This is a genomic window from Streptomyces sp. NPDC096046, from assembly GCF_040303285.1.
Lineage (GTDB): Bacteria > Actinomycetota > Actinomycetes > Streptomycetales > Streptomycetaceae > Streptomyces.
In genome coordinates, this window is sequence record NZ_JBEOSZ010000003.1 from 1 (window position 1) to 25,205 (window position 25,205).

The window sequence follows — 25,205 nt, forward strand, 5'->3', positions numbered from 1 at the left end:
TACACCCAGTACGAGGGCTTGCACCCGGCACGCCGAGAGCACGCACCGGACGCCGCTCCTTGACGGGCAAACGTTGCCTGCCGCGGCACTAGACGGACCGCTCGGCCGCTGCCACCAGCTCCCGGCAGCGCTTGACGTCCTCGGCCATCTGCTCCAGAAGCGCGTCCAGCGTGTCGAACCTGGCCTGCCCCCGCACGAACGCCAGGAAGTCGACCGCGACATGCAGCCCGTACAGATCGAGCCCCACCCGGTCGATGGCGTACGCCTCCACCGTGCGCTCGGTCCCCTCGAACTGCGGGTTCGTCCCCACCGAGATCGCGGCCGGCATCACTTCGCCCTGGGCGTGCAGCCAGCCGGCGTACACACCGTCGGCCGGGACGGCCGTGTGCGGCAGGGTCTCGACATTGGCCGTGGGGAAGCCCAGTTCGCGCCCGCGCTGCGCGCCTCGGACGACGACGCCCTCGACTCGGTGCGGACGTCCCAGGATCTCCGCCGCGCCCTGGAGGTCGCCCTCGGCGACCAGCCGTCGCGTCAGCGTGGAGGAGAACGGCTCACCGCCGCCCGCCTCACCGGTCACGAACAGGTCGACGACCTCGACCTCGAAGTCGTAGATCTTGCCCTGCGTGGACAGGAACTCCACGTTCCCGGCGGCCTTGTGGCCGAAGCGGAAGTTGGGGCCCTCGACGACCGCCTTGGCGTGCAGCTTGTCGACCAGGACCTTGACGACGAAGTCGGCCGGGGACAGCTTCGAGAACTCGGTCGTGAAGGGGAGGATGAGCACCGCGTCCACGCCCAGACCGGCCATGAGTTCGGCGCGGCGGTGGTGCGGGGCGAGCAACGGCGGGTGGCTGCCGGGGCGGACGACCTCGCTGGGGTGCGGGTCGAAGGTGACGACGACGGCGGGCACGCCCAGTTCCCGGGCGCGGTCCACCGCATGCCGGATGATCAGCTGGTGTCCGCGGTGGACTCCGTCGTAGGAGCCGATGGTGACGACGCTGCGCCCCCAGTCCTGGGGGATGTCCTCCAAGCCACGCCAGCGCTGCACTGTGCCTGCTCCTTGTCGAAAGCTCGTCGAACCTGTGTCCGGTCGTTGTCCGTGGTTGCCTCGTGCGCAGGTCTAAGGGTGCCATGCCGGGTGCTTCCCGCCCGCATCGGCATGGGGGCTGTGACAGGGCGCACGGCACCGTACCGCGGCCCGATGCGCGGGAGGCCGGTCACGCGGGGACGCCGGTGCCCGCCAGCTTCTCGATCATCCGGTGGGAGTTGGGCCCGACCAGCGCCGCCCACCGCTCGGGCGCCTCGGCCAGCCAGCCGGCCGCACGGGCGGCGAAGCCGGGCACGTGCCGGCCCAGGTCGACCAGGGCGCGGTCGAAGCGGGCGGCGCCCTCCGGGGTGCGCACGAGGAGCAGTCCGATGCGGTGGACGAACTCGCGCAGGTCGTCGCCGCCGTTGCGGGCGGCGGCGTGCAGCAGCGCGTCGAGGACGTCGGTGTCGTGCTCCCCGGCCAGAAGGGCCTCGCGCAGTTCACGGCGCAGTGGACGCGAGGCGGGGATGCCGGGCGGCGACAGAACGGCGGCGAGGGCGCAGCGCAGGCGCACGTCACCGTCCTCCAGCAGGCCGGTGACCAGTGGCAGGAGCACGGGCCGGGCGACGGGGCCGCGGTCCAGTCGCTGGTCCGCGTACGCCGCCACCTGCCCGGCGAGTTCCGGCCGCTGCCGTGCCGCCCGGCACACCAGTGCGGCGATCCGCCGGGCCAGGCCGGGCGGGGTGGCGTCGACGAGGGCCCGCAGCGCCTCCTCCGCGTCCGGCCGCTCCAGCCGGGCCGCGAAGGCCGCGAGGACCGGCTCGGGGTCGGTCGGGAGAGCCCCGGCGAGCACGTCCGGTGCGAACCGCGGGTCGCCCGCCGCGAAGCACTTCAGGGCCCTCGGGAGGTAGCGCGCCCGGGTGTGGGAGTCCTGGACGAGGAGGGCGAGCGCGCCACCGTGCAGGGCGCGGTCGGCGGGGCGGGCGAGCAGGGTGAGGGCGGCGTAGCGCAGGAGGGCGCGGTCGTCTCCCGTGCTGACGTGCGGCGCGACCCGCAGCCCGTGCGCCACCGCGGCCCCCCTGCGCACCGGCCGCTCGTCGCGCGCCCACCGGTCGACGGCTCGGCACACCGCCGTCGGCTCCTCCTCGGCCAGCACGGCGAGCAGTTCGTCGGCCCGCCGGTGCGCCCGGTCGACCAGTATGTCCGTCAGGTCGTCCAGGGCGCCGTGACGGTGGGTGTACAGCAGCGCCTGTGCGGCGGTGGCCACGGTCGCGTGCGGGGTGGCGGGCAGCGGCTGGTCGTCGTCGAACCAGCGGGCGAGCTGCGGCTGCACGGCGGTGGGGTCGGCGACGAGGAGTCCGGCGACGGCGTCCAGGAAACGGGGCCCGGCCTGGCAGGGCGGCCCGTCGGCGTGCACCAGCCGCCGCAGCAGGGCGCAGCGCGCCTCTTCGGGCAGCCGTACGCCGGTCCAGAAAGCGGGGCCGAGCTCCTGCGGCACGGGCCGCTCCTGTCGCCGCCAGGCCACGATCCGGTCGGCGAGCAGCCGCAGCACCTCGGTGTAGGGCGTCGCGTCGGGCAGGGCCGTAAGCGTCCCGGCGAGCAGCCGGACGGCCCACCAGGAGCGTGGATCGGCGCCCAGGGCGTGCACCAGGTCGGCCAGGCGGGAGGCCAGCTGACCGGCGCCGCGGTGGCGGGCGAGGTACAGCAGGGCCTGGACGACCGGCCCGATGCGGTGGTGCGGCACCGGGTCCGGCTGGGCGTCCGCACCGCGGTGGACGAGGACCTGCAGGGCCTCGTCGAGGTCGAGGTGCGTGCCCTGGAGCCAGTCGGCCAGCCCTTCGTGCGCGAAGCGGTAGCCGGGCCCGGCGGGCACGAGCAGCCCCTCGGCGAGCACGGCCGACGCCCAGCCGGGGCAGCCGCCGAGCCGCGCCGGGGCGGGCCCCCGCGGGAACACCGCCTCGAACGCCTCCCGGTCCAGGTCCCCCGGTCCGGGGCCGAGGCTGCGCCGGGCGGCCTCGTGCACCTGCCCGGCCACCTTGGCGGCCAGCCGGCGTACGGCACCGCCGCGCAGGCCGCGGCCGGCTGCCAGCCGCCGGGCGATGCGCAGGGCCATCAGGTCGAGGTAGGCGGAGAAGACGTCGTCCCGGCCGACGGGGGTCGTGAGGACGACCGGAGGGTCGGCGGCGTCGCCGAGCTCGTCCCGGATCTCGGCGAGCAGACGGAGGGTGAGGGGATGCCGGGCGTCGGCGCCGACGAGGGCGCCCTCGGCGATGCCGTGCCGCAGCCGGGCCTCGCGGGCCTCGTCCTCGGTGAGGTCGCCGAGTCGTACGCACGGTCGACGCAGCGGCTCCGGCACCTCCTCCCAGTACTCCGGGCGGCACGCCACCACCAGCCGCGCCCCCGTCTCCCGCAGCCAGCCCGCGGTCGCGTCCGCCCAGTCGGCCAGGCGGCGGGCCACCGCCGGTGGCATCTCCTCGGGGCCGTCCAGCAGGAGCAGCAGGGGCCGGCCGAGGGAACCGGCGAGGCGGGCCAGGCGCTCGGGCGTGGTGTCCCCCGGGTCGGCCGGGGAGGGCAGCGGGGGTGGGAGCGTCCGGGCGGCGGCGACGGCGGGAGCGGCCCGGGTGAGCGCGCGGCGTACGGCGTCCGCCACCGATGTGTCGTCGTCCCGCAGTGCGCAGCCGCGCAGCCACAGCGTGGGCTGCCCGCTGCGGCCACGGCGGGCGGCGAACGCCACGAGTTCCGTCGTACGACCGCTGCCGGGTGCTCCGACGAGGCCGAGAACGGCTGTCCGGCCCGCCGCGAAGGTGTCCAACTCGGCTGCGGTGTCCGCCCGTTCGACCAGGTCCGGCACACCGGTCCCGCCGGGCGGGCCGTCCAGCCCCACCGAAGTGCCGGTCAGCTCCAGCACCCCGGCCAGGTTGAGATCGGGCCCGTAGGCGGGGACCGTCGCCGCGTTCTCGGCGAGCAGTTCGGCGAGCGGGCCCCCCGCTCCGGGGACCCGGGAGTACAGCGGTACGGCGAATCCGACGTCGCGGTGGTCGGAGCTGAGCGCGGTGCCGAGTACGGCGACGACGGCGCCCGTCTCGGCGTCGAGCACGGGTCCGCCGGCCGCTCCGCCACCCGGCCGCAGGGCATCCCGCCCGGCCGTGCCGACCGCCAGCTCCAGCGCGTGGAGGCGGTGGACGCGGTCCGTGGCCGTGTATGTCACGGCGGCCGGGCCCAGCACCCGGGCCTCGCGCCAGCCGCCGGCGGCGATCCGCACATAGGCGCCGGTCCCGGGGCCCTCCCGCACGGTGACGGGCAGGGGCGGCACGCCGAGGCCCTCGGTCCGTACGAGGGCCAGGTCCAGCGCGGGCAGCGGGACGACCGCGTCGGCGGCCACGACCCGGCGGCGATCCCCGGCCCCGCGCAGCACGAGCCGGGGCAGCCCGTCGACGGCCTCGTGGCTGGTGATCAGCGTGCCGTGGTGGTCGGCCAGGAAGCCGGTGCCGCGGGGGCGGCCGGCCGGATCGTGAATACGGACGAGGGCGTCCTCGGGGATCGCCCCGTCCTCGTGCCCCGCCGTTCCGGGGCCATCCAGGGAGCCTTGTGGGCTGTCGTCCGCCTCCCGTGACCGGTTCCGCGACGCCATTCGTCGAGCCTTCCGCCGTACGCCCGTGCCCTTGTGTTCGACGGTAGGGGCGGGGTGATCAGCGGGACAGGCCGCTCTGCGAAAGCGCCCCCTTCCGCTCCCCCGGTTCACTCCGAGCGCCCGCACGGACGGGTGAAGGAACCGGGACGGCTGGATACACCCTAGGGGTGGGGGAACCGAGGGGGGACCGTGGAGCGGCGGAAGTGGAGGTACCCCGTGGCCGCCGCTCCACGGACGGCTCCCGGTCCCCCGGTTCGCCCGTCAGGCGAAGACGGCCAGGCTCTTGGCCTTGCCCCGCTGCTCCTCGACGAGGGCGAGGAAGCGGCCCTCCGGGTCGAAGACGGCGACCGGGCCGGCGCCCGCGTATGTCTCGGGCATCTCCAGCCGTACGCCGTTGGTGAGCAGCTTGGCCCGCCGGGTGTCGACGTCCCAGCGGGGGAACGCGGCCGTGGCGGCCTCGGCGACGGGCATCACGGTCAGCTCCTGCTGGAGCTCGTCGAGCGTGCGGGCCGCGTCCAGCTTGTAGGGGCCGACGCGGGTGCGGCGCAGGGCGGTGAGGTGACCGCCGACGCCGAGGTCGGCGCCCAGGTCGCGGGCCAGGGCCCGGATGTAGGTGCCGGAGGAGCAGACGACCGAGACGACCAGGTCGAGTACGGCCGTGCCGTCGTCGGCGACGGCTTCCCGGACGTCGTGCACGCCGAAGGAGGACACCGTTACGGGCCGGGCCGGGATCTCGAACTCCTCACCCTCGCGTGCCCGCTTGTAGGAGCGCACGCCGTTGATCTTGATGGCGCTGACCTTGGACGGCACCTGCATGATGGCGCCGGTCAGTTTGGCGATGCCGACGTCGACGGCGTCGCGGGTGACCCCGGAGGCGTCGGTGGAGGAGGTGATCTCCCCCTCGGCGTCGTCGGTCAGGGTGTTCTGCCCGAGCCGGATGGTGCCCAGGTACTCCTTCTCGGTCAGCGCGAGGTGGCCGAGAAGCTTGGTGGCCTTCTCGACGCCGAGGACGAGGACGCCCGTCGCCATCGGATCGAGCGTCCCGGCGTGCCCGACGCGTCGCGTCCTGGCGATGCCGCGCATCTTGGCGACGACGTCGTGCGAAGTGAAGCCCGACGGCTTGTCGACGATGACAAGGCCGTCGGGCGTGGTGTGCTTCTGGGTCATTCGGCGGCGTCGTCCGTCTCGTCGTCGTCTTCGGGCTTGCGGTACGGGTCGGCTTCGCCGGCGTACTTCGCGCCCGCGGACGCCTCGCGCACCTTCTCGTCGGACTGGCGCGCCTTGTCGAGGAGGTCCTCGATGGTGCGGGCGTTGTCCGGCAGGGCGTCCATGACGAAGGCCAGGGTCGGCGTGAACTTCACCCCGGCGGCCCTGCCCACCTCGGAGCGCAGGACGCCCTTGGCGCTCTCCAGGCCGGCGGCGGCCGCCGCGCGCTCCTCGTCGTCCCCGTACACCGTGTAGAAGACGGTCGCCTCCCGCAGGTCACCCGTGACCCGGGTGTCCGTGATGGTGACGTGCGAGCCGAGCCGCGGGTCCTTGATCCCGCGCTGCAGCTTCTGGGCCACCACCTCTCGGATGAGGTCCGCCAGCCTTTTAGCCCGCGCGTTGTCGGCCACTGGTCCGTCTCCTTAAGTGCTTACTCGTTGCTTCAGTCTTCGTCGCTGTGGAGCCTGCGTCGAACCGAGAGCAGTTCGACTTCGGGCCGCCCGGCGACCAGCCGCTCACAGCGGTCCAGTACGTCGGTGAGGTGTCCCGTCTCCCCCGAGACCACGGCGAGCCCGATCTCGGCCCTGCGGTGGAGGTCCTGGTTCCCCGTCTCCGCCGCGCTCACCCCGTACTTGCGCTGGAGTTCGGCCACGATCGGACGGACGACAGAGCGTTTCTCCTTGAGCGAGTGAACGTCGCCGAGGAGCAGATCGAAGGACAGAGTCCCCACATACATGTGTGTATCCGGATGTCCCGCCGGTTCGGGGTACGGGCGCCACGCTTCGACGCCGATACGGGAACCGTACACGCAACGGCCGGGGCCGATCGACGGAATAAGTCCCGCCGATCGGCCCCGATCGTGGCTCAGGTCAGACGCGCGGCTTCTCGCGCATCTCGTACGTCGCGATGACGTCGTCGACCTTGATGTCGTTGAAGTTGCCGAGGTTGATACCGCCCTCGAACCCTTCGCGAATCTCGGTGACGTCGTCCTTGAAGCGACGCAGGCCCTCGATGTTGAGGTTCTCCGCGACCACCTTGCCGTCGCGGATGAGGCGCGCCTTGGTGTTGCGCTTGACCTCGCCGGAGCGGATGAGAACACCCGCGATGTTGCCCAGCTTGGACGACTTGAAGACCTCGCGGATCTCCGCCGTTCCGAGCTCGACCTCTTCGTACTCCGGCTTGAGCATGCCCTTGAGGGCCGCCTCGATCTCCTCGATCGCCTGGTAGATGACCGAGTAGTACCGGACGTCGACACCCTCGCGCTCGGCCATCTGCTGCGCACGCCCCGCGGCGCGCACGTTGAAGCCGATGACGATGGCGTCGGAGCCCATGGCCAGATCGATGTCGGACTCCGTGACCGCACCGACACCACGGTGCAGCACACGGATGTCGACCTCTTCGCCGACGTCCAGCTGGAGCAGCGAGGACTCGAGGGCCTCGACGGATCCGGAAGCGTCACCCTTGATGATCAGGTTCAGCTGCTGGACCTCGCCGGCCTTGAGCACCTTGTCCAGGTCCTCCAGCGACACACGGCGCGTGCGCTTGGCGAACGCGGCGTTCCGCTCACGGGCGGCGCGCTTCTCCGCGATCTGGCGGGCCGTACGGTCCTCGTCGACGACGAGGAAGTTGTCGCCCGCGCCCGGGACGTTGGTGAGGCCCAGGACCTGCACCGGCGTCGAGGGACCGGCCTCGGCCACGCTGTTGCCGTTGTCGTCGTGCATCGCCCGGACTCGGCCGTACGCGTCGCCGACCACCATGGTGTCGCCGACCCGCAGCGTGCCGCGCTGGACGAGGACCGTCGACACGGCACCACGGCCGCGGTCGAGACGGGACTCGATCGCGATGCCCTGCGCGTCCTGGTTCGGGTTGGCCCGCAGGTCGAGCGAGGCGTCGGCCGTGAGGACCACGGCCTCCAGCAGGGAGTCGATGTGCAGACCCTGCTTGGCGGAGATGTCGACGAACATCGTGTCGCCGCCGTACTCCTCTGCCACCAGGCCGTACTCGGTCAGCTGACCGCGCACCTTGGTCGGGTCGGCGCCCTCGACGTCGATCTTGTTGACCGCGACGACGATCGGGACCTCGGCCGCCTTGGCGTGGTTGAGCGCCTCGACCGTCTGCGGCATGACGCCGTCGTTGGCCGCGACGACCAGGATCGCGATGTCGGTCGACCGCGCACCACGGGCACGCATGGCGGTGAACGCCTCGTGACCCGGGGTGTCGATGAAGGTGATCTTGCGCTCTTCGTCGTTGACCTCGGTCGCGACCTGGTAGGCACCGATGTGCTGGGTGATGCCGCCGGCCTCGCCCGCGATGACGTTCGTCTTGCGGATGGCGTCGAGGAGCCGGGTCTTACCGTGGTCGACGTGACCCATGACGGTGACGACCGGCGGGCGGACCATCAGGTCCTCCTCGTCGCCCTCGTCCTCGCCGAACTCGATGTCGAAGGACTCGAGGAGCTCGCGGTCCTCCTCCTCCGGGCTGACGATCTGAACCGTGTAGTTCATCTCGTCGGCGAGGAGCTGCAGCGTCTCGTCGGAGACGGACTGCGTGGCCGTGACCATCTCGCCGAGGTTCATCATGACCGCGACGAGCGACGCCGGGTTGGCGTTGATCTTCTCCGCGAAGTCGGTGAGCGAGGCACCGCGCGACAGGCGAACGGTCTCGCCGTTGCCGCGAGGCAGCATCACACCGCCGACCGACGGGGCCTGCATGGCCTCGTACTCCTGGCGCCTCTGCCGCTTCGACTTGCGGCCACGACGCGCCGGACCACCGGGACGGCCGAAGGCACCCTGCGTGCCGCCACGGCCACCGGGACCGCCGGGACGACCACCGAAGCCGGGACGGCCACCGCCGCCGGGACCACCCGGACGACCGGCGAAACCGCCGCCACCGCCACCGGGACCACCGGGACGACCGGCGAAACCGCCGCCACCGCCACCACCGGGACGACCGGCGAAGCCGCCGCCACCCGGACGACCGCCGCCGCCCCCACCGGGACGACCGCCGCCACCGGGACCGCGACCGCCGGGGCCGCCGCCACCGGGACGCGGGCCGGCAGCCGGACGCTGCGGCATCATGCCGGGGTTGGGACGCGGACCGCCGGGACCGCCGCCGGGACGGGGGCCGCCGCCCTGCGGGCGGGGCATGCCGCCCGGGGTCGGACGCGCGCCCGGAGCCTGCGGACGAGGACCGCCGCCGGCACCCTGCGGGCGGGGACCGCCCTGGCCCTGGCCCTGCGGACGCGGGGCGCCACCGGGCGCACCGGGGCCGCCGGGACGCGGGGCACCACCCGGACGGGGCGCCTGCGGGCGCGCCATGCCGGTGGAACCACCAGAGGTGAACGGGTTGTTGCCCGGACGGGGACCCGCCGGACGGGCACCGGGACGCGGGGCGCCGCCACCCTGGCGCGGAGCGCCGGGACGGTCGCCACGGTCACCGCGACCCTGGCCGCCCTGTCCGGAACCACCCGGGCGCGGAGCACCCGGACGCGGCGCCTGGCCGGCCGGACGCGGGGCGCCCGGACGCGCACCGGAACCCTGGGAGCCCTGGGACCCCTGGGGCGAAGACGGCGTGGACGGCGCGGCGGGAGCCGACGGGGGCGCCGTGAACTCGGGCGTGGTCGGAGCCGGGGACGCCGGGGCGGGCCGCGGCGCGGGCTTCGGGCCCGGGGTGGGACGGGGGCCGGAAGCAGCCGGCGCGGCCGGGGCCGCGGGCTTCTCGGCGGCCGGCTTGGGGGCCGGCGGGCGCGGGGCGGCCGGACGGGCGGCCTGCGCCGGTGAGGGGGCGCCCGGCTTTGCCGGGGCGGTCTTGCGGGCAGGGGCGGGCTTGCCGCCTCCGCTGCCCTGCTGGAGGGCGTCCGTCAGTTTGCGTACAACAGGCGCTTCGATCGTCGAAGACGCCGAACGGACGAATTCACCGAGTTCCTGGAGCTTGGCCATGACGACCTTGCTCTCGACACCGAACTCCTTGGCGAGTTCGTAGACCCGGACCTTAGCCACTTCGCTCCTTTGAGGTCCGGGTTGCGTCCGGACCGTCGCTAGTTCATGGGCGTACTCATCGCGTACTCATCGAGTGCTCATCGCAATCTCGACCTGCTTTCGACTCGCGAGGTACCTAGCCGCACGGGGTTCCGTACGGCACGTCTTACCGTGTTGCCTGCTCGGCAACTGTCGTCTGCTCGACGTATCGGCGCAACGCCTTTGTGTCGAGCGGTCCCGGGACGCGCAGTGCCCTCGGGAACGCCCGGCGGCGTACCGCCTGGTCGAGACAGACCGGTGCGGGGTGAACGTACGCACCCCGGCCGGGCAGCGTACCGCGTGGATCAGGGACGCATGCATCCTCGATCGCTACGATCCGCAGCAGTTCCGTCTTGGCCGCTCGCTCCCGGCACCCCACACACGTGCGTTCAGGGCATGCTCGGTCCCGCGTCCGGCCAGACACCGTTAAGTCTACCTCCCCATGCGCCCCTCACCCCTTTGGGGCAGGATTCGAACAGTTGGCGCGCATGAACCTGTCGTGATCTGAACGGCGCGCGGCTTGGATCTATTCCTCGGAGTGGTTGCCGGCCGGTTCCGTGTCCGGGCGGATGTCGATCCGCCAGCCGGTCAGCCGGGCCGCGAGGCGGGCGTTCTGCCCTTCCTTGCCGATGGCCAGGGACAGCTGGTAATCGGGCACGGTCACCCGGGCCGACCGGGTCGCCATGTCCACGATCTCCACCTTGGAGACCCGGGCCGGGGACAGCGCGTTCGCCACCATGTCGGCCGGGTCGTCCGACCAGTCCACGATGTCGATCTTCTCGCCGTTCAGCTCGGCCATGACGTTGCGCACACGGCCGCCCATGGGGCCGATGCAGGCGCCCTTGGCGTTCAGGCCGGAGCGGGTGGACCGTACGGCGATCTTCGTGCGGTGACCGGCCTCACGGGCGATCGCGGAGATCTCCACCGAACCGTCGGCGATCTCCGGCACCTCCAGGGCGAAGAGCTTCTTCACCAGGTTGGGGTGGGTGCGCGACAGCGTCACGGACGGGCCGCGGACGCCCTTGGCGACCCGGACCACGTAGCTGCGCAGCCGCATGCCGTGCTGGTAGGTCTCCCCCGGCACCTGCTCCTGCACCGGCAGGATGGCCTCGAGCTTGCCGATGTCGACGAGCACGTTCTTCGGGTCGCGGCCCTGCTGGACCACGCCGGTGACGATGTCGCCCTCACGGCCGGCGTACTCGCCGAGCGTCGCGTCGTCCTCGGCGTCGCGCAGGCGCTGCAGGATGACCTGCTTGGCCGTGGTGGCGGCGATACGGCCGAAACCGGACGGGGTGTCGTCGAACTCGCGGGCCTCCTGGCCCTCCTCGAGGTCGGCGGGGTCCTCCTTCGCCCACACGGTCACGTGCCCGGTCTCCCGGTCGAGCTCCACGCGCGCGTGGCGGCGGCTTCCCTCGGTGCGGTGGTAGGCGATGAGGAGGGCCGACTCGATCGCCTCGACCAGCAGGGGGAAGGAGATCTCCTTCTCCCGAACCAAGCCCCGCAGGGCACTCATGTCGATGTCCACGGCTACGCCTCCTCTTCCTTCTTGTCCTTGCGGCTGAACTCGACCTGGACACGTGCCCGGACGATGTCGTCGAAGACGAGTCTGCGCGCGGTGGCCTTGCGGCCCTTCACCCCGGGCACCTCCGTGTCGACACCCTCGTCGTCGACCTTCAGGATCCTGGCGACCAGTTCGCCGCCCTCGGCCAGCTGGAACCTCACCAGCCGGTCCGTGGCGCGGACGTAGTGCCGGTGTTCCGTGAGCGGGCGCTCCGCGCCCGGGGTGCCGACCTCGAGGGTGTACTCGCCCTCGCCCATCGCGTTCGTCTCGTCGAGCTTCGCCGAGAGCGCGCGGCTCACATCGGCGATCTGGTCCAGGTCGGCGCCCGTGTCCGAGTCGACGACGACCCGCAGCACACGCTTGCGTCCGACGGAGTCCACCTCGATCTCTTCGAGATCCAGGCCCTGAGAGGTGACGAGCGGCTCCAGCAGTCCTCGCAGCCTCTCGCTCTGGGTGGTGCTCATCCGGGTGACTCCTCGGCCGCGTGTGCTGTTGTGGGATGGGGCGCGTGTCTGGTCAAAGGGTATCCGGTCGCGGGGAGTGTTGCCGTCCACCCGGTCACGAACGGTGCCGCTGAGTGATGCCGGGCAGGGGCCCGGGTACCGTGATCACGGGCGGGCAGCCCTTGCCGTCCCTTCTTTCTCGAATGTTTCTCGAAACGAGCCCCCGAGGACGTCTGACGTGCCGTTCCCCCCATCGCCGCGAGCCCGCTCGGGGCCGCGCAGAAGGAGTCTGCTCGCCGTCGCCCCGGCGGCTCTCGCCCTGTCGGGCTGCACCGGCGGGGACTCCGGCGGGCCGGCCGGCGACGGCCCGTCGGCCGCCGACCGGGCACGCGCGCGTGCGGCCCGGGACAGCGAGGAGCTGGTGGAGCGGTACGACGCGGTGATCGCCGCCCGGCCCGGGCTCGCGAAGCGGCTGCGACCGCTGCGCGAGGAGGTGGTGCGGCACGCGCAGGCGTTCGGCGGTGGCCGGACGTCATCGGCCTCGGCCTCTCCTGCGGCATCCGCGTCGGTGTCTCCCGCGGCCTCTCCGTCGGCGTCCGCTTCGGTGCCGTCCGCGCCGTCCGCGGCTGTGCCGGGGAACGACAAGGACGCCCTCGCCGGACTCGCCGCCGCGGAACGGGAGCTCGCGGACCGGCGGGCCAAGGCGCTGGGCGGGGTGCCGGGAGAGCTGGCGCGGCTGCTGGCGTCGGTGGCGGCGGCCGGGGCGGCACACGTGTATCTGCTGACGGAGGGGGACGCGTGAGCGAGGCGAAGGACCAGGAGCTCAGGGCCCTTCAGGCGGCACTGGCGGCCGAGCACGCGGCAGTGTACGGGTACGGCGTCGTCGGCGGGAAGATCGGCGACGGGCAGCGCGCCGAGGCGCACACGGCGTACGACGCGCACCGGGCGCGCCGGGATGCGCTGGTGCGCGAGGTGAAGGACCTGGGGGGGCGGCCGGTGGCCGCGTCCGCCGGGTACGCGCTGCCGTTCGCGGTGCCGGACGCGGCGGCGGCCGTGCGGTTCGCCGCCGCGCTGGAGGACCGGGTGGCCGGGGTGTACGCCGACCTGGTGCGCGCGGCGGGCGGTGGGCGGCGCGCCCTGGCCGCCGAGGCGCTGCGGGAGGCGGCGGTGCGGGCGGTGCGCTGGCGCGGCGGGAGCGTAGCCTTCCCTGGGCTCGCCGAGCGGGCCGGCACGGCCCCGCCCTCGGCGGCGCCCACGGCGTGACCCACGCGGGGCACGCACCGCGGACAGCACGAAGGGAACGACTCGCGCATGGTTTTCGAACCGCCTGAGCGCCTGGTCAGGGCACTCGGTGAGACGGCGCCGGACGGTGACGACTGGCTGGAGAAGCTGCCCGTGGCGGCGCAGCAGGCCGTCGCGCTGCGTGAGTTGACCGTGGAACGGGTGCAGGTGCCCGGCGGGCGCAGCAGCCTGGTGGTGCTGGTGCGGGCGGCCGACGGGACGCCCGCCGTGCTGAAGCTGGCGCCGGGCCGGGCCCGTCCGGAGGCCGAGCGGACCGCCCTCGCGCACTGGGCCGGGCGGGGCGCCGTACACCTGCTGGAACCTTTCTCGGCCGAGGGTGTCCTGCTGCTGGAGCGGCTGCATCCGGACGTGTCGGTGCGGTCGCTGCCGGAGGCGAAGGCGCTGCTGGAGGCGGCGGGGACGCTGCGGCGGCTGTGGGTGGAGCCGCCCGCCGGCTTCCCCTTCGAGACCGTGGCCGAACGAACCGGGCGGCAGGCCGAGGCGATGCGGGCCCGGGCGCGGGCCGATCCCACGGTGGCCCCGCTGGTCGACCTGGCGCTCGCGGCGCGCGAGGAGTTGCTGGCCGCGCCGCCCGAACACCGGCTGCTGCACGGCACGTTCCGGCAGAGCAAGGTACTCGCCGGGCAGCGGATGCCGTGGCTGGCCGTCGGGCCCGACCCGGTGGTCGGCGAGTGCGCGTTCGATCTGGCCCGGCTGGTCCGGGACCGGGTGGAGGACCTGATCGCCCAGCCGTCCGGCGCGGCCACGACCCGGCGTCGGGTGAAGCGGCTGGCCGAGTCCCTGGACGTGGACCAGGGCCGGCTGCGCGGCTGGACGCTGTTCCGGGCCGTGGAGTCCGGGGTGCGGGCGGGCCGGGTGGGGCGGCCCCGGGATGCGGAGCTGCTGCTGGAGTTCGCCGGCTGGCTGTAGGGCGCCGGTAGCACCGAGGGGCCGGGGGCACTCCCGGACCGCCGGTTCCGCCGGTGCCCGGAAGCGCCGGACGGAACGGGTCGGCCCGCCCGGCGCCGTGTGTGCTACGCCGTGAGCCGGGCGACGGCCTCCTCGACCGTGAGTTCCTCGCGCTCGCCGGTGCGGCGGTCCTTCAGCTCCACCACGCCGTCGGCGGCGCGCCGGCCGGCCACCAGGATGTGCGGTACGCCGATCAGCTCGGAGTCCGTGAACTTGACGCCCGGGGAGACGCCAGGGCGGTCGTCGACCAGGACGCGGACCCCGGCCGCGGCCAGCTTCCCGGAGATGTCGAGGGCCAGCTCGGTCTGCAGGGCCTTACCGGCGGCGACCACGTGGACGTCGGCCGGGGCGACCTCCTTGGGCCAGCACAGACCCTTGTCGTCGGCGCTCTGCTCGGCCAGGGCGGCCACCGCGCGGGAGACGCCGATGCCGTAGGAGCCCATGGTGACGCGGACCGGCTTGCCGTTCTGGCCGAGGACGTCGAGCTTGAGGGCGTCGGCGTACTTGCGGCCCAGCTGGAAGATGTGGCCGATCTCGATGGCGCGGTCGAGGACGAGGCCCGTGCCGCACTCGGGGCAGGGGTCGCCCTCCTGCACGACCACCACGTCGATGTACTCGCCGACCTCGAAGTCACGGCCCACGACCACGTTCTTCGTGTGCGTGCCGGCCTTGTTCGCGCCCGTGATCCAGGCCGTGCCCGGCGCCACCCGCGGGTCGGCGATGTAGGTGACCTTGTCCAGGCCGCGCGGCCCGACGTAGCCGCGGACCAGGTCGGGGCGGGCGGCGAAGTCCGTCTCGGTGACCAGTTCGACGGTGGCCGGGGCGAAGTGCGCCTCGACCTTGCCCATGTCGACCTCGCGGTCCCCGGGGACGCCGACGGCGACGATCTCGCCGTCGACCTTCACGAGGAGGTTCTTCAGCGTGGCCGAGGCGGGGACGCCGAGGGAGGCGGCGAGGGTCTCGATGGTCGGGGTGTCAGGGGTCGGGATGTCCTCGGCGGCCGGGACGCCCGAGCCGTCGACAGGCTTCAACGGGTAGGTGATCGCCTCGGTGTTGGCGGCGAAGTCGCAATTCGGGCAGTCGGCGAAGGTGTCCTCGCCGGCCTCGGCGGGGGCGAGGAACTCCTCGGACTTGGAGCCGCCCATCGCGCCGGCGGTGGCGGCGCAGATGCGGTAGTCGAGGCCGAGGCGCGCGAAGATCTTCTGGTAGGCCTCGCGGTGCACGGCGTACGACGCGGCGAGGCCCTCGTCCTCGGTGTCGAAGGAGTAGGAGTCCTTCATCAGGAACTCGCGGCCGCGCAGGATGCCGGCACGGGGGCGGGCCTCGTCGCGGTACTTGTTCTGGATCTGGTAGAGGATGACCGGCAGGTCCTTGTAGGAGGACGCCTGGTCCTTCACCAGGAGGGTGAAGATCTCCTCGTGGGTGGGGCCGAGGAGGTAGTCGCCGCCCTTGCGGTCCTGGAGACGGAACAGCTCGGGGCCGTACTCCTCCCAGCGGCCGGTGGCCTCGTAGGGCTCGCGCGGCAGGATGGCGGGGAGCAGGACCTCCTGGGCGCCGACGGCGTCCATCTCCTCACGGACGATCCGCTCGACGTTGGCCAGCACCTTCTTGCCGAGGGGCAGCCAGCTCCAGATGCCGGCGGCGGTGCGGCGCACATACCCGGCGCGGACGAGGAGCTTGTGGCTCAGGACCTCGGCGTCGGCCGGGTCGTCGCGCAACGTCTTCGCCAACAACTGGGACATGCGCTGGACCGGTACGTTCGCCATGGTTCCTCTGCTCCTGCTGCTGGGGGTCCTCCGCTTCCGGGCGGAGCCGGGAGCGGGGGAAGGTGATGGCAGGAGGTTAGCCGGGGGGTGCGGGGCGGTGGAAATCGGTTATCCGCGGCGCAGGGGCAGCGGGGCGCCCATCACGGCGTAGGGCTTCGGCGCGCTGGGGAAGAGGACCTGACGGGCCAGGTCCTGGTAGCCGAGAGAGCGGTAGAGGGCGCGGGCGGGGCTGTCGGTGTCGATCGCGGAGAGGATCGAACGGGGTTCGGCGGCGCTGTCGGTGATCGTGGTGATCAGGGAGCGTCCGAGGCCGCGGTTCTGGTACGCGGGGTGGACGTGCAGTTCGGTGATCACGAAGGAGTCGTCGAGCCAGTGGTCGTTGTGCCGGTCGCGCAGGTAGGGCTCCACGACGGTGGACCACCAGTGGGTGCGGTCGTTGGGCATGCCGTAGACGAACCCGACCAGGTCGTCGCCGGCCGTGGCGCCGAGGGCGCGGGCACCGGGGTAGGTCATGTGACGGAGGACGATCTGGCGGCGGACGGCGACTTCGTCGGGGCCGAGCCCGAAGGCCACGGCTTGGACGGCCAGGGCCTCGTCCACGTGGGCGGAGAGGTCGAGGGGGCCGATCACCAGGTCCATGTCGGGGAGCCTACAGGGGGGTTTCCGTCGCCGTCCGGGTGCCGGTCGATGTGGTCCCGCTCGCCCGCCGCCGGCGGAGTCGCGCAGCGCCACCCCACGCCCCTGGAGGCCGGTTCACGCCCGGGTCCTAGAAGAGGACGCTCGTGAAGGCGCCCACTTCTTCGAAGCCCACCCGGCGGTACGTGCTGCGCGCCGCCGTGTTGAAGTCGTTGACGTAGAGGCTGACCACGGGGGCGACGTCGGCCAGGGCGTAGCGCAGTACGGCCGCCATTCCGGGGGCCGCCAGGCCGGTGCCCCGGTGTTCGGGGGCCACCCACACGCCCTGGATCTGGCAGGCGCGGTCGGTCGCGGCGCCGATCTCGGCCTTGAAGAGGACCTTGCCGTCGGAGTCGAAGCGGGCGAAGGCGCGTCCGGAGCCGACGAGTTCGGCGACGCGGGCCTGGTAGAGCAGGCCTCCGTCGCCGGCCAGCGGGGAGACGCCGACCTCCTCGGTGAACATCGCGACGCACGCCGGCATGAGCGTTTCCATCTCGTCCTTGCGGACGCGGCGGACGTAGGGGTCCGGGGTGACGTCGGCCGGGAGGCGGTCGGTGACCATGAGCGGCTGGTGGCGGCGGACCTCCCGGGCCGGGCCCCAGTGGGGTTCCAGCAGCCGCCACAGGTCGGAGGTCGCGCCGGAGGGGCCGACGATGGAGGAGCAGCGGCGCCCGGCCCGGCGGGCACGGTCGGCGAAGGCGCGGACCGCGCGCGGGCCGGCGCAGATCGGGACGAGGTTGGCTCCGGCGTAGCAGAGGGACGTGAGGATGCCGTCCTCGTACCAGCCCCACATCTCACCGCCGAGCCGCCACGGGTCGAGTCCGGCGATCTGCACGCGGGACGTCACGAAGGCGTTCACGACCGGCTCGCGGTCGAGGACGGCGAGCACGGCGTCCAGGTCGCTCGGTTCGAGGATCCGTGAGGTCGTCTGGGTCAACACGTGCGGGGGCCTCACACACTGGGGTCGGCTGATCCCCGCACTATAGCCGCGCGGCTTGGGCGGGTCGCCCGGGAGCTCGGGAGCGACGGTTCGCCGGCGGGTGCGGGTCCGTCGTGGCTTGTCGCGCCGTTCCCCGCGCCCTCAGGAACGGGCGCGGGGCCACCGCCGGTCCGAGAGGGCTCAGCCCGCGACCGCCACCGACGGCTCGCCCGAGGTCACGCCGTCCTTCTCCATCTGCTCGGCCAGCTTCATGGCCTCTTCGATGAGGGTCTCCACGATCTTGGACTCGGGGACGGTCTTGATGACCTCGCCCTTGACGAAGATCTGGCCCTTGCCGTTGCCGGAGGCGACGCCGAGGTCGGCCTCGCGGGCCTCGCCGGGACCGTTCACCACGCAGCCCATGACGGCGACGCGGAGCGGAACCTCCATGCCGGTGAGGCCGGCGGTGACCTCTTCGGCCAGCTTGTAGACGTCGACCTGGGCGCGGCCGCAGGACGGGCAGGAGACGATCTCCAGGCCGCGCTCCTTGAGGTTCAGGGACTCCAGGATCTGGATGCCGACCTTGACCTCCTCGGCGGGCGGCGCGCTCAACGACACCCGGATCGTGTCGCCGATGCCCTGGGAGAGGAGCGCGCCGAAGGCGACCGCCGACTTGATGGTGCCCTGGAAGGCGGGCCCGGCCTCCGTGACGCCGAGGTGCAGCGGGTAGTCGCACTGGGCGGCGAGCTGCTTGTACGCCTCGATCATGATGACCGGGTCGTTGTGCTTGACGGAGATCTTGATGTCGCGGAAGTCGTGCTCCTCGAAGAGGGACGCCTCCCACAGGGCCGACTCGACCAGGGCCTCGGGGGTGGCCTTGCCGTACTTCTGGAGCAGGCGCCGGTCGAGGGAGCCTGCGTTGACGCCGATGCGGATCGGGGTGCCGTGGTCCCGGGCCGCCTTGGCGATCTCCTTGACCTTGTCGTCGAACTGCTTGATGTTGCCCGGGTTGACCCGGACCGCCGCGCAGCCGGCCTCGATGGCGGCGAACACGTACTTCGGCTGGAAGTGGATGTCGGCGATGACGGGGATCTGCGACTTGCGGGCGATCGTCGCGAGGGCGTCGGCGTCGTCCTGGGTCGGGCAGGCGACCCGGACGATCTGGCAGCCGGAGGCGGTGAGTTCGGCGATCTGCTGGAGGGTCGCGCCGATGTCCGAGGTGCGCGTCGTGGTCATCGACTGCACCGAGACCGGGGCGTCCCCGCCGACGGCCACGGACCCGACCTGGATCTGGCGGCTCTTCCGGCGCTCGGCGAGCTTGGTCGGAACGGACGGCATGCCGAGAGAAATCGCAGTCATCTGCTGTGCAACCCCAAGTCGTGGATCAAGGTCCGGCCCCGTGAGCAGCGGGCTCCGAGCTTCGAGATTACGGCACATGCCTCGGCGCGGGCACATCCCACCCACCGTGCCACCCGATGGGAGGCGGCCCGGCGAATCGCGTGCCGGGCCGCCGTGAACGCCGTATGACTAGGAGATTCTCACCGGGTTCACCACGTCGGCGATCAGGACCAGGATCGTGAAGCAGATGAAGATCCCCGCGACGACGTAGGCGACCGGCATGAGCTTCGCCACGTCGAAGGGGCCCGGGTCCGGGCGGCGCAGCACCTTGGCCGTGTTGCGCCGCAGCGACTCCCACACGGCTCCCGCGATGTGGCCGCCGTCGAGCGGCAGCAGCGGGAGCATGTTGAACAGGAACAGGGAGAGGTTGAAGCCGGCGACCAGCATCAGCGCCATGGCCAGCTGCTGGGTGGGCGGGATGTCGAGCGTGAAGATCTCGCCGCCGACGCGGGCCGCGCCGACCACGCCCATCGGCGAGTCCGCCTCACGTTCGGCGCCGTCGAAGGCCGCGTTCCACAGGGCCGGGATCTTGCTGGGCAGGGCGGCGAGGGAGTCGACGGCCTCACTGATCCGGTCGCCCATCCAGGTCACGGAGTCACCGAAGTCCTGCTTGACCACGCCCGTGGCGGCGCTGAAGCCGAGGAAGCCCGCCTGGACGTACTGGCCCTCGACGATCTGGCCGCTCGCGTCCTTCTTGGCGACCTGGTTGGTGGCGATCTTCGCGTGCAGGGTGACGTCCTGGCCCTTGCGGTCGACGACGATCGGCACCTCCTTGCCCGGGGCGGCGCGGATCAGGTCGGACAGCTTGTTCCAGTCGTCGGTCTTCACCCCGTTGAAGGAGACGATCTCGTCGCCGGCCTTGAGGCCCGCCGCGGCGGCGGGGGCGGCCGGGTCGCCCTTCTCGCACTTGTCGCGGTTCTCGTTCTGCGCGATGACGCACTGGGAGACCGAGCTGACCGTGGTGGTCTGCTGGGTGATGCCGAAGCCCATCAGGACGGTGAGGAACAGCGCCACCGCGAGGACCAGGTTCATGAAGGGGCCCGCGAACATCACGATCACGCGCTTCCAGGGGGCGCGCGTGTAGAACAAGCGGTTCTCGTCGCCCGGCTTGAGCTCCTCGTAGGCGGCGGTGCGGGCGTCCTCGATCATGCCGCGCCACGGGGAGGTGGAGCGGACTTCCATGCGGCCGTCCGGGCCGGGCGGGAACATGCCGATCATGCGGATGTAGCCGCCGAACGGGATGGCCTTGATGCCGTACTCCGTCTCGCCCTTGTTGCGCGAGAAGAGCGTGGGTCCGAAGCCGACCATGTACTGCGGCACGCGGATGCCGAAGAGCTTGGCGGTGGACAGGTGCCCCAGCTCGTGCCACGCGATCGAGAACAGCAGGCCGACCGCGAAGACGACTATGCCGAGGATGAACATCAGGGTTGTCATGCACGGGCCTCCGCCGTCTGTGCCGCCAGTTCCCGGGCCCGGGTCCGCGCCCAGGTCTCCGCTTCGAGGACGTCCGACACGGTGAGTGAGGTTCCCGTACGCGGGGTGCCGTGCTCCTCGACGACCCGGGTGACGGTCTCCATGATCCCGTTGAAGGGCAGTGCACCCTGGCGGAACGCCTCGACGCACTCCTCGTTGGCCGCATTGAACACCGCCGGGGCGGTGCCCGCGAGCTCGCCCACGTGCCGGGCGAGGTTCACCGCGGGGAAGGCCTCGTTGTCGAGCGGGAAGAACTCCCAGGTCGAGGCCTTGCTCCAGTCGAAGGTGGGCGCAGCGTCGGGGACGCGCTCGGGCCAGCCGAGGCCGATGGCGATGGGCCCGCGCATGTCGGGCGGCGTCGCCTGGGCCAGTGTCGATCCATCCGTGAACTCAACCATCGAGTGGACATACGACTGGGGATGCACGACGACCTCAATGCGGTCGAAGGGAATGTCGTAGAGCAGGTGCGCCTCGATGACCTCCAGGCCCTTGTTGACGAGCGTCGCGGAGTTGATCGTGATGACCGGCCCCATGGCCCAGGTGGGGTGCGCGAGGGCGTCCTCGACGCTGACGTGGGCCAGTTCCTCCTTCGTGCGGCCTCTGAAGGGGCCGCCGGAGGCGGTGACGACGAGCTTGCGGACGTCGGCGCGGGTGCCCGCGGCAAGGGCCTGGAAGAGCGCGGCGTGCTCGGAGTCGACCGGGATGATCTGCCCGGGTCTGGCGAGGTCCTTGACCAGCGGGCCGCCCACGATGAGCGACTCCTTGTTGGCCAGCGCGAGGGTGCGGCCCGCCTCCAGGGCGGCCAGGGTCGGGGCGAGGCCGATGGAGCCGGTGATGCCGTTCAGGACGGTGTGACAGTCGGATGCCGCCAGCCGGGTGGCCGCGTCCGGGCCGGCGAGGAGATCGGGGAGCGGCTCGCTCGTGCCGTACTGCGCGGTGAGCGCCTCGCGCAGGGCCGGTACGACGTCCTCGCGGGCCACCGCGACCGTCCGCACCCGCAGCCGGTACGCCTGCTCGGCGAGGAGGGCGACCCGGCCGCCGTTCGCCGAGAGGCCGGTGACGCGGAACCGGTCGGGGTTGCGCAGCACGAGGTCGATGGCCTGGGTGCCGATGGACCCGGTGGAGCCGAGGATCACCACGTCCTTGGGGCCGTCGCCCGCCACGGGGTCGTGGACGAGGTGGGGGTCGGCCAGGGCACGGGCCGCGAGCCCCGTCGTCCGCCCGGAGGGCGGGCCCTGCGGCGTCATGGGGGTCCCCCCTGCTCGAGCGACCTCGAGAGCTTGGGGGAGCGTGCTCTCGCCGTGCCGGGCGCTGTCCCGGGTACGGGAGGTACTCGGGTCGGCGCCCGGTGCGGCGAGAGTGCGTGCAGGGCGTCGCAGGGCGGGCGGGGCTTGCGGCCCGTGCCCTGAGGGGGCTGGACTGTCGCTCATTGCTCCATTGTCGCCGTAAGGGCCGTGTGTGAGGACAGCGCATCCCCTTCACGGGGGCGCGCGCCACATCTGCGCACGCCCCCGTGAAGGCCGGGGTCAGCGGATGGGCCGGTGGACGTTCTCCTTCTGCGACGGCCCCGGTGTCGCGTCCGCGATCCAGGGGCCCTCGCCCGACGGGTCGACGATGCCCTGCTCCAGCCACTCGTAGGTGCCGGACAGGACGCCCTTGACGACCTTGCGGTCGAGGTCGTCGGTGTTGGTCCACAGGCGGGTGAAGAGCTCCTCGATACGGATCCTGGCCTGGCGGCAGAAGACGTCGGCGAGCTGGTAGGCCTCACGGCCGTGGTCGCCCTGGCCGCGCAGGAGTTCGGCCCGGACGCAGGAGGCGCTCATGGCGAACAGTTCGGCGCCGATGTCGACGATCCGGCCGAGGAAGCCCTGCTTGGACTCCATCCGGCCCTGCCAGCGGGACATGGCGTAGAAGGTGGAGCGGGCCAGCTTGCGGGCGGTGCGCTCGACGTAGCGCAGGTGACCGGAGAGGTCCACCTCGTGTTTGAACTCGCCGTAGGAGGCCGGCAGCCGGCCCGGTCCGGCGACCAGCTTCGGCAGCCACTTGGCGTAGAAGACGCCCGCGTTCGCACCCGCCCTGGCCTTGTCGCCGAGGGACTTCTCGGGGTCGATCAGGTCACCGGCGACCGAGAGGTGGGCGTCGACGGCCTCGCGCGCGATCAGCAGGTGCATGATCTCGGTGGAGCCCTCGAAGATGCGGTTGATGCGCAGGTCGCGCAGGACTTGCTCGGCGGGGACGCCGCGCTCGCCGCGGGCGCGGAGGGAGTCGGCCGTCTCGAAGCCCCGGCCGCCGCGGATCTGGACGAGTTCGTCGGCCATCGTCCAGGCCATCTCGGAGGCGTACAGCTTGGCGAGGGCGCCTTCGATGCGGATGTCGTTGCGGTCCTCGTCGGCCATCTGCGAGGCCAGGTCCGTCACGGCCTCCAGGGCGAAGGTGGTGGCCGCGATGAAGGAGATCTTGGAGCCGACCGCCTCGTGGTGCGCGACCGGCTTGCCCCACTGCTCGCGGGCCGCCGACCACTCCCGGGCGATCTTCAGGCACCACTTGCCGGCCGCGACGCAGGAGGCCGGCAGCGAGAGCCGCCCGGTGTTGAGGGTGGTCAGGGCGATCTTCAGACCCTGGCCCTCCTCGCCGACGCGGTTGGCGGCGGGGACGCGGACCTGGTGGAAGCGGGTGACGCCGTTCTCGATGCCGCGCAGGCCCATGAAGGCGTTGCGGTTCTCGACGGTGACGCCCGGCGCGTTCGTCTCGACGACGAAGGCGGTGATGCCGCCGCGGTGGCCCTCGCTCTTCGGCACCCGGGCCATGACGACCAGCAGGTCGGCGACGACGCCGTTGGTGGTCCACAGTTTCACGCCGTCGAGGACGTAGTCGTCGCCGTCGGGCACGGCGGTGGCGGCGAGGCGGGCCGGGTCGGAGCCGACGTCGGGCTCGGTGAGCAGGAAGGCGCTGATGTCCGTGCGGGCGCAGCGGGGCAGGAAGCGCTCCCGCTGCTCCTGGGTGCCGAACAGTTTCAGGGGCTGGGGCACGCCGATCGACTGGTGCGCGGAGAGCAGCACGCCGATCGCGGGACTCGCGGAGCCGACCAGGGCGAGTGCCTTGTTGTAGTACACCTGTCCGAGGCCGAGCCCGCCGTACTTGGTGTCGATCTTCATGCCGAAGGCGCCGAGCTCCTTCAGCCCGTCGATCACCTCCTCGGGGATCCGGGCCTCGCGCTCGATGAGGGCCCCGTCGACCTTCGTCTCGACGAAGTCGCGGAGCTTGGCGAGGAACTCCTCGCCGCGCTGGGCCGCCTCGTCGCCCGGGAGGGGGTGGGGGTGGATGAGGTCCAGCCGGAAGCGGCCGAGGAACAGCTCCTTGGCGAAGCTGGGCTTGCGCCAGTGCTGTTCCCGGGCGGCCTCCGCCACCTCGCGGGCCTCCCGCTCGGTGACGGCGGGACGGGAAGAGGGAGTGGTGGAAGCGGACATGAGGGGCACCTCGCCGCAACTAGAAGATGGAGGACCGTTTCGTTACCGACCAGTGCTACTGGATCGTTGGTACCCGAATCCGGACGCTCCCACCAGTCCTCGCGCGTCCGTTCAGCCGAAGGGGGCGGAGTGCCCGCGCCCCTTGTCGCGCGCCTGACGACGGTGTTGCATCGAGGTGTCGTCCCGGCGGCGGTTCCCGGTCCTGAGAGCGCTCCGGGAAATCTGCATCGAAGCGCTTCGACAAGCTATGGACACCCACTCGTGCTGGAGCTACTGTCGAACCACCCCCACCCATCCCTGTCAACAATGCGCACTGTCGAAGCGCTTCACAAAGCTTGGAGAGCTGGATGGTCACCCTCGCCGAGGTCGCCCAGCACGCCGGAGTCTCGGCGAGCACGGTGAGCTATGTCCTCAGCGGCAAGCGGTCCATCTCCGCGAACACCCGGCAGCGGGTCGAGCGGAGCATCCGCGAGCTCGGGTACCACCCGAACGCCGGGGCCCGCGCCCTGGCCAGCAGCAAGTCGAACATCATCGCGCTGATGGTCCCGCTGCGCACGGACATGTACGTGCCCGTGATGATGGAGATCGCCATCGCCGTGGCGACCTCCGCCCGCGCCCACGGGTACGACGTGCTGCTGCTCACCGGCGAGGAGGGCCCCGACGCGGTACGCCGGGTGGCGGGCAGCGGGCTCGCCGACGGCATGATCCTGATGGACGTCGAACTCGACGACGAGCGGCTGCCGCTGCTGCGGGCGACGGACCAGCCGTCCGTGCTGATCGGACTGCCCGCCGACACCTCCGGTCTGACCTGCGTCGATCTTGACTTCAGGGCGACCGGCGCACTGTGCGTGGAGCACCTCGCCAAGCAGGGGCACCAGGACATCGCCGTCATCGGGGAGGCCCCGGCCGTCTACGAGCGGCACACCGGCTTCGCCGAACGCACCCTCGACGGACTCAGGTCGCGTTCCCGGGAGCTGGGCGTGCGCCTGCTGCACCGGCCGTGCGAGGGCGGGTACGACGCGATGGCGACCACACTCGCCCGGATCCTCGACGAACGCCCGGACACCTCGGGGCTCATCGTGCAGAACGAGTCGGCGGTCGAGCCGCTGCTCGCGCTGCTGCGGCAGCAGGGCCGGGCCGTGCCCGAGGACGTGTCGGTGGTCGCGATCTGCCCCGACCAGGTCGCGACCCAGGCCTCGGTGCGGCTCACGTCGGTCGCCATCCCCGCCCAGGAGATGGGCCGGCACGCCGTGGACCACCTGGTCGCCAAGCTCGACGGGCGCGGCAGCGACGAGGTCGTGCTGATCGCGCCCGAGCTGACGGTACGAGGGAGCACCGGACCGGCGCCGAGCCGGCCGTAGGCACCCCTTCTCCCC

General features: G+C 72.4%; 20 protein-coding genes. 4 read left to right on the forward strand and 16 right to left on the reverse strand.

The genetic code is table 11. The features are described from left to right. Positions 1-88: 88 nt before the first annotated feature. From ABTX62_RS03825 to rimP, 9 genes are all read right to left on the reverse strand, one after another. Entirely contained in the window at positions 89-1,045 is a 957-nt protein-coding gene (locus tag ABTX62_RS03825; RefSeq protein WP_352114674.1) for a bifunctional riboflavin kinase/FAD synthetase, read from the reverse strand. A gap of 169 nt (positions 1,046-1,214) precedes the next feature. Continuing rightward, positions 1,215-4,655, reverse strand: coding sequence for a trypsin-like peptidase domain-containing protein (locus tag ABTX62_RS03830; RefSeq protein ID WP_352114675.1), 3,441 nt, complete (start codon positions 4,653-4,655; stop codon positions 1,215-1,217). Positions 4,656-4,916: 261 nt separating this feature from the next. Next, positions 4,917-5,822, reverse strand: a complete 906-nt coding sequence (gene truB, locus ABTX62_RS03835; RefSeq protein WP_352114676.1) for a tRNA pseudouridine(55) synthase TruB — start codon at positions 5,820-5,822, stop codon at positions 4,917-4,919. Then, on the reverse strand, positions 5,819-6,271 hold the full coding sequence (rbfA, locus tag ABTX62_RS03840; protein ID WP_283970334.1) for a 30S ribosome-binding factor RbfA: 453 nt from the start codon (positions 6,269-6,271) through the stop codon (positions 5,819-5,821). The genes truB and rbfA overlap by 4 nt, the downstream gene beginning before the upstream one ends. Before the next feature lie 32 nt (positions 6,272-6,303). Then, a complete protein-coding gene (locus tag ABTX62_RS03845) occupies positions 6,304-6,597 on the reverse strand; it encodes a DUF503 domain-containing protein (RefSeq protein WP_283970333.1) in 294 nt (97 codons plus the stop codon). A gap of 133 nt (positions 6,598-6,730) precedes the next feature. After that, a complete protein-coding gene (gene infB / locus ABTX62_RS03850) occupies positions 6,731-9,859 on the reverse strand; it encodes a translation initiation factor IF-2 (protein ID WP_352114677.1) in 3,129 nt (1,042 codons plus the stop codon). 145 nt (positions 9,860-10,004) lie between these two features. Beyond that, positions 10,005-10,301 carry a YlxR family protein gene (locus ABTX62_RS03855; RefSeq protein ID WP_352114678.1) on the reverse strand — a complete coding sequence of 99 codons (297 nt, stop codon included), beginning with the start codon at positions 10,299-10,301 and terminating at the stop codon, positions 10,005-10,007. 102 nt (positions 10,302-10,403) lie between these two features. Then, positions 10,404-11,402 carry a transcription termination factor NusA gene (nusA, locus tag ABTX62_RS03860; RefSeq protein ID WP_283970331.1) on the reverse strand — a complete coding sequence of 333 codons (999 nt, stop codon included), beginning with the start codon at positions 11,400-11,402 and terminating at the stop codon, positions 10,404-10,406. A 2-nt stretch (positions 11,403-11,404) separates the two neighbouring features. After that, positions 11,405-11,902, reverse strand: coding sequence for a ribosome maturation factor RimP (rimP, locus tag ABTX62_RS03865; RefSeq protein WP_283970330.1), 498 nt, complete (start codon positions 11,900-11,902; stop codon positions 11,405-11,407). Between the two features lie 217 nt (positions 11,903-12,119). On the opposite strand from rimP, the gene ABTX62_RS03870 reads away from it, so the two are divergent. The 3 genes from ABTX62_RS03870 to ABTX62_RS03880 are packed head-to-tail and all read left to right on the forward strand — an operon-like array spanning position 12,120 to position 14,092. Further along, positions 12,120-12,683, forward strand: coding sequence for a hypothetical protein (locus tag ABTX62_RS03870; RefSeq protein ID WP_352114679.1), 564 nt, complete (start codon positions 12,120-12,122; stop codon positions 12,681-12,683). Continuing rightward, entirely contained in the window at positions 12,680-13,144 is a 465-nt protein-coding gene (locus tag ABTX62_RS03875; RefSeq protein WP_352114680.1) for a ferritin-like domain-containing protein, read from the forward strand. Before ABTX62_RS03870 ends, ABTX62_RS03875 begins: the two co-directional genes overlap by 4 nt. A gap of 48 nt (positions 13,145-13,192) precedes the next feature. Beyond that, positions 13,193-14,092 carry an aminoglycoside phosphotransferase family protein gene (locus ABTX62_RS03880; RefSeq protein WP_352114681.1) on the forward strand — a complete coding sequence of 300 codons (900 nt, stop codon included), beginning with the start codon at positions 13,193-13,195 and terminating at the stop codon, positions 14,090-14,092. Between the two features lie 104 nt (positions 14,093-14,196). Here ABTX62_RS03880 and ABTX62_RS03885 read toward each other — a convergent pair whose 3' ends face one another. The 7 genes from ABTX62_RS03885 to ABTX62_RS03915 form a co-directional block, all read right to left on the reverse strand. Beyond that, positions 14,197-15,897 (reverse strand): proline--tRNA ligase, encoded by a 1,701-nt coding sequence (locus ABTX62_RS03885; protein WP_352114682.1) that lies wholly within the window; start codon positions 15,895-15,897, stop codon positions 14,197-14,199. Between the two features lie 108 nt (positions 15,898-16,005). Further along, a complete protein-coding gene (locus ABTX62_RS03890; RefSeq protein WP_352114683.1) occupies positions 16,006-16,536 on the reverse strand; it encodes a GNAT family N-acetyltransferase in 531 nt (176 codons plus the stop codon). A gap of 127 nt (positions 16,537-16,663) precedes the next feature. Beyond that, positions 16,664-17,512 carry a GNAT family N-acetyltransferase gene (locus ABTX62_RS03895; protein ID WP_352114684.1) on the reverse strand — a complete coding sequence of 283 codons (849 nt, stop codon included), beginning with the start codon at positions 17,510-17,512 and terminating at the stop codon, positions 16,664-16,666. Between the two features lie 180 nt (positions 17,513-17,692). Beyond that, positions 17,693-18,850, reverse strand: coding sequence for a flavodoxin-dependent (E)-4-hydroxy-3-methylbut-2-enyl-diphosphate synthase (gene ispG, locus ABTX62_RS03900; RefSeq protein WP_352114685.1), 1,158 nt, complete (start codon positions 18,848-18,850; stop codon positions 17,693-17,695). A gap of 168 nt (positions 18,851-19,018) precedes the next feature. Then, positions 19,019-20,323, reverse strand: coding sequence for a M50 family metallopeptidase (locus ABTX62_RS03905; RefSeq protein ID WP_502997898.1), 1,305 nt, complete (start codon positions 20,321-20,323; stop codon positions 19,019-19,021). Continuing rightward, a complete protein-coding gene (gene dxr / locus ABTX62_RS03910) occupies positions 20,320-21,609 on the reverse strand; it encodes a 1-deoxy-D-xylulose-5-phosphate reductoisomerase (RefSeq protein ID WP_352114686.1) in 1,290 nt (429 codons plus the stop codon). The genes ABTX62_RS03905 and dxr overlap by 4 nt, the downstream gene beginning before the upstream one ends. A gap of 279 nt (positions 21,610-21,888) precedes the next feature. After that, on the reverse strand, positions 21,889-23,829 hold the full coding sequence (locus ABTX62_RS03915; protein WP_352114687.1) for an acyl-CoA dehydrogenase family protein: 1,941 nt from the start codon (positions 23,827-23,829) through the stop codon (positions 21,889-21,891). 347 nt (positions 23,830-24,176) lie between these two features. Between ABTX62_RS03915 and ABTX62_RS03920 the strand changes: the two genes are divergently transcribed. Then, positions 24,177-25,190 carry a LacI family DNA-binding transcriptional regulator gene (locus tag ABTX62_RS03920; protein WP_352114688.1) on the forward strand — a complete coding sequence of 338 codons (1,014 nt, stop codon included), beginning with the start codon at positions 24,177-24,179 and terminating at the stop codon, positions 25,188-25,190. The last annotated feature ends 15 nt before the right edge of the window (positions 25,191-25,205 follow it).